General features: G+C 74.5%; 4 protein-coding genes. 3 read left to right on the forward strand and 1 reads right to left on the reverse strand.

Features of this window, described 5'->3' with window-relative positions; translation table 11 throughout:
* Positions 1 to 1457, reverse strand: a 1457-nt coding sequence (locus ACFV4N_RS40840; protein WP_499678058.1) for an ATP-binding protein, incomplete at its 3' end; no start/stop codon positions are given.
* A gap of 199 nt (positions 1458 to 1656) precedes the next feature.
* Here ACFV4N_RS40840 and ACFV4N_RS40845 point away from each other — a divergent pair.
* From ACFV4N_RS40845 to ACFV4N_RS40855, 3 genes are read left to right on the forward strand one after another with little or no spacing between them, the layout of a single operon-like run.
* Positions 1657 to 2031 (forward strand): hypothetical protein, encoded by a 375-nt coding sequence (locus ACFV4N_RS40845; RefSeq protein WP_499678059.1) that lies wholly within the window; start codon positions 1657 to 1659, stop codon positions 2029 to 2031.
* Between the two features lie 58 nt (positions 2032 to 2089).
* Positions 2090 to 3175: an S-(hydroxymethyl)mycothiol dehydrogenase gene (locus tag ACFV4N_RS40850; RefSeq protein ID WP_499678060.1), complete on the forward strand. Its 1086-nt coding sequence runs from the start codon at positions 2090 to 2092 to the stop codon at positions 3173 to 3175.
* On the forward strand, positions 3175 to 3804 hold the full coding sequence (locus tag ACFV4N_RS40855) for an MBL fold metallo-hydrolase (protein WP_499678061.1): 630 nt from the start codon (positions 3175 to 3177) through the stop codon (positions 3802 to 3804). The genes ACFV4N_RS40850 and ACFV4N_RS40855 overlap by 1 nt, the downstream gene beginning before the upstream one ends.
* Positions 3805 to 3998 lie beyond the last annotated feature (194 nt).

The following is a 3998-nucleotide window of genomic DNA, read 5'->3' on the forward strand; positions in this document are numbered from 1 at the left end:
ATCCGGTCTCCCTCCTCCTGCCACCGGCCCCGCCGCACCAGGGCGTGCGCCAGCATGACCGCCAACCGGCTCTTGGCGGACCGGTCGAGGGTGGTGGCGAACACCGTGCCGGCCAGCGACTCGGCCTCCGCGACGCGACCCGACAGCACCAGCAGCGGTGCCAGTTCGATGACCAGGCCGGGCCGCGCGGGGTCCTGTTCGGACAGCACCCCGAGGGCGCGCTCGTACCAGTGGAGCGCGGACGGGACGGAGTGGCGGGCGCACTCCCGGGCGGCCCGCCAGTACCAGGCCGATGCCTCGGCCCCCACCGCGCCGGCGGACTCGACGTGCTCGGCGACCCTGGCCGCCGGCGCGCCGGCCGCCGCGAGGGCACCGCCGACCTCCAGGTGGAGGTCGCTGCGCAGCGCCGGCGGCACGTCCTCGTACAGGGCCTGGCGGAGCATCTCGTGCCGGAACGCCAGGCGCTCGCCGGAGCCGTCCACCACGCCGGCGGCCAGCGCGGGGCGGAGGTCGGCGAGCAGGTCCACCGCCTGCCGGCCGCTGACCGCCACCAGTTCGGCCGTCAGGCACGAAGCGCCCAGCACGGCCATGAGCCGCAGCAGGTCGAGGGTGGGCTCGGGCAGGAAGCTGTACCTCAGCAACAGCGTCTGCCACAGGTCGGGCGGCACCACGGCGGCGGAGGTGTCGACCTGGTCGCCGGCCCGCCGCAGCACCTGCCGCTGGTCGAGGGTGCTGAGCAGTTCCAACAGGAACAGCGGGGTGCCGCCGGCGGCGTCGGCCAGGCGTCGCAGCCCCGCGCCGCGCGCCGCGCCCAGCGCCCGCTCGATCAGTTCGACCACCGCGTCGGGTGACAGGCCGCCCAGCCGCAGCACCCTGCCGTCGGACGCGGTCAACCGGTCCAGGAGCCGGTCGACCTCCTTGCGGTGCGGCACCGGGCGCAGCGTGCCGACGACCAGCAGCGGCCGGTCGGCCAGGTGCCGCGCCAGGGCGCCGATCGCGGTCAGGCTGGAGGTGTCGGCCCAGTGCAGGTCCTCCAGCGCGAGCGCCACGGGCCCGCGGGCGGTGCGCTCCTCGAACCACTCGACGATCGCCTCGATCACGGTGAACGACTCGTCGCCGAACCCCGACCCGCCCGCGGCGATCGGCGTCGCCGCGTCGAACGCGGCGCGGAAGGGGTTGCCGCGCCGGTCGCCCGGCGGCAGGTCGGCGGGCACACCGGTGAACACGTCGGTGAACACGCTGAACGGGCGGCGGGCGTCGAGTTCGTGCGCCGCACCGGTGAACAGCTCGAACCCGCGTCCCCGCGCGCCGGTCCCGATCTCGCGGAGCAGCCGGCTCTTCCCTATCCCCGGTTCGCCTTCGACGAGCAACGCGGTCGCCCGGCCGGACAGGGCGAGGTCGAGCGCCGCTCCCGCGTGCCCCAGTTCCACCGCGCGGCCGATCAAGGGAAGCCCCATCCCCCACACGCCCCTCCCGCGGCCGTGCGTGCGACGCCCCCACGTCGACATCGGCATAGCCGGAACCGCGAGCGTAACAACGGGTTCGGGGTGTCGTCGGGTGACGACCCGGATACGTTCGGGGACGAAGTCCCGCACCGGGCCGGGCGCCCCGGCTCCGGCCAGCGGTTCCGCGTGGTGATGATCTAGCATCCGCTGGGTGGACCGGACGAGGTTGGGCGCGTGGGCCGTGGTCATGCTGGTGGTGGCGCAGGCGGTCGCCTCGCTGGTGTCGGTGCGCCCGGACGAGCTGCGCGTCGTCGGCGTCCTGCTCAACGCGGCGGCGGGTGCGTCCGCGGGGTGGCTGCTGCTGCGCCCCGGGCGCGGCCGGTGGCCGCTGACCGCGTGGGCGGCCGGGTTCTTCGGCTGGCACGCGCTCGGCCTGGTCACCCTGGCGGGACTGGTCACGACCGGGTTGGACGCGGTGTTCGCGGGGTCGTGGCCGGGGGAACCCGCTATCGCGTACCAGGCGGTGCTCGCCACCCTGGCGGGTTTCGCCGTCCACCTGCTCCTGCCCCGGCCCGCGAGGGGTTGACCCCGCGCCCGGACCGGGTCGGCGAACACCGGACAGCACTCATCGAGGAGGCAACCCAGTGGCACAGACGGTTCGCGGTGTGGTCTCGCGCGGCAAGGGCGCACCGGTCGAAGTGGTCGACGTCGTGGTGCCCGACCCCGGCCCCGGTGAGGCGGTGGTGCGGGTGCAGGCGTGCGGGGTGTGCCACACCGACCTGCACTACCGGGAGGGCGGGATCAACGACGAGTACCCGTTCCTGCTCGGCCACGAGGCCGCCGGGGTCGTGGAGTCCGTCGGCCAGGGCGTCACCGACGTCGCGCCGGGCGATTTCGTGGTCCTGAACTGGCGGGCCGTGTGCGGCGCGTGCCGCGCCTGCCTGAAGGGCAAGCCCTGGTACTGCTTCAACACCCACAACGCCGCCCAGCCCATGACCCTGGCCGACGGCACGGCGCTGTCCCCCGCGCTGGGCATCGGCGCGTTCGCCGAGAAGACCCTGGTCCACGCCGGGCAGTGCACCAAGGTGGACCCGCGCGTGTCCCCGGAGGTGGCCGGCCTGCTGGGCTGCGGCGTCATGGCCGGCCTGGGCGCGGCGGTCAACACCGGCAACGTCGGGCGCGGCGACTCGGTGGCCGTGATCGGCTGCGGCGGTGTCGGCGCGGCGGCGGTGGCCGGGGCGAGCCTGGCCGGGGCGACCACGGTCATCGGCATCGACCTGGACCCGCGCAAGCTGGAGTGGGCGCGCGGGCTGGGCGCCACGCACACCGTCAACGCCAAGGACGAGGACGTGGTCGAGCGGGTGCGGGAACTGACCGGCGGGCACGGCGCGGACGTCGTCATCGACGCCGTGGGCCGCCCCGAGACCTGGGAGCAGGCGTTCTACGCCCGCGACCTGGCCGGCACCGTGGTCCTGGTCGGCGTGCCCACGCCGGACATGCGCGTCGACATGCCGCTGATCGACTTCTTCTCCCGGGGTGGCTCGCTCAAGTCCTCCTGGTACGGCGACTGCCTGCCGTCCCGCGACTTCCCCTACCTCATCGACCTGCACCTGCAGGGCCGGCTCGACCTCGGCGCGTTCGTCACCGAGACCATCGCTTTGGACCAGGTCGAGGAGGCCTTCGCCAAGATGCACCACGGCGACGTCCTGCGCTCGGTGGTGGTGCTCTGATGACCGTCCGCGTGGACCGCGGCGTCACCCGCGGCACCTTCACCCTCGACGGCGAGACCTTCGACGTGGACAACAACGTCTGGGTGATCGGCGACGACAACGAGTGCGTGGTGATCGACGCGCCCCACGACGTGGAGAAGATCCTGGAGGTGGTGGGCGGGCGGACCGTGCGGGCGATCCTGGCCACCCACGCCCACGACGACCACGTCCGCGTCGCGCCCGCCCTGGCGGAGGCGACGGGCGCGCCCGTGCTGCTGCACCCCGACGACCTGGTGGTGTGGCGGCTGACCCACCAGGAGGCCGAGCCCGACGGCGACCTGGCCGACGGGCAGGTCATCGACATCGCGGGCACCGGCCTGCGGGTGCTGCACACCCCCGGCCACTCCCCCGGCGCGTGCTGCTTCCACGTGCCGGAGCTGGGCGCGGTGTTCACCGGGGACACCCTGTTCCGGGGCGGTCCCGGCGCCACGGGCCGGTCCTTCTCGGACTTCGACACGATCATCGGCTCGATCTCCCAGCGCCTGCTGACGCTGCCCGCCGACACGGTGGTGCACACCGGGCACGGCGACGACACCACCGTGGGCGCGGAGGCGCCGCACCTGTCGGACTGGATCAGCCGGGGTCGGTGACCGGGCACGTGGTCGCGTGCCCGGGATCGGGGCCGGGCACGCGGCGGGACCCGGTTCTGAGGGGCGATCGGCGGTCGGCCGGGCGGGGCGCGCACCCGCCGGGCGGTGAACCCCGAGTTTGACCGTCACCCGAAGCGGTGAACCGGGTGGCGTGATCGCCACGAGGGGCACGAACGTGCCGGACAGTCGACAGC

The sequence above is a fragment of the Actinosynnema sp. NPDC059797 genome, assembly GCF_042732085.1.
GTDB lineage: Bacteria > Actinomycetota > Actinomycetes > Mycobacteriales > Pseudonocardiaceae > Actinosynnema.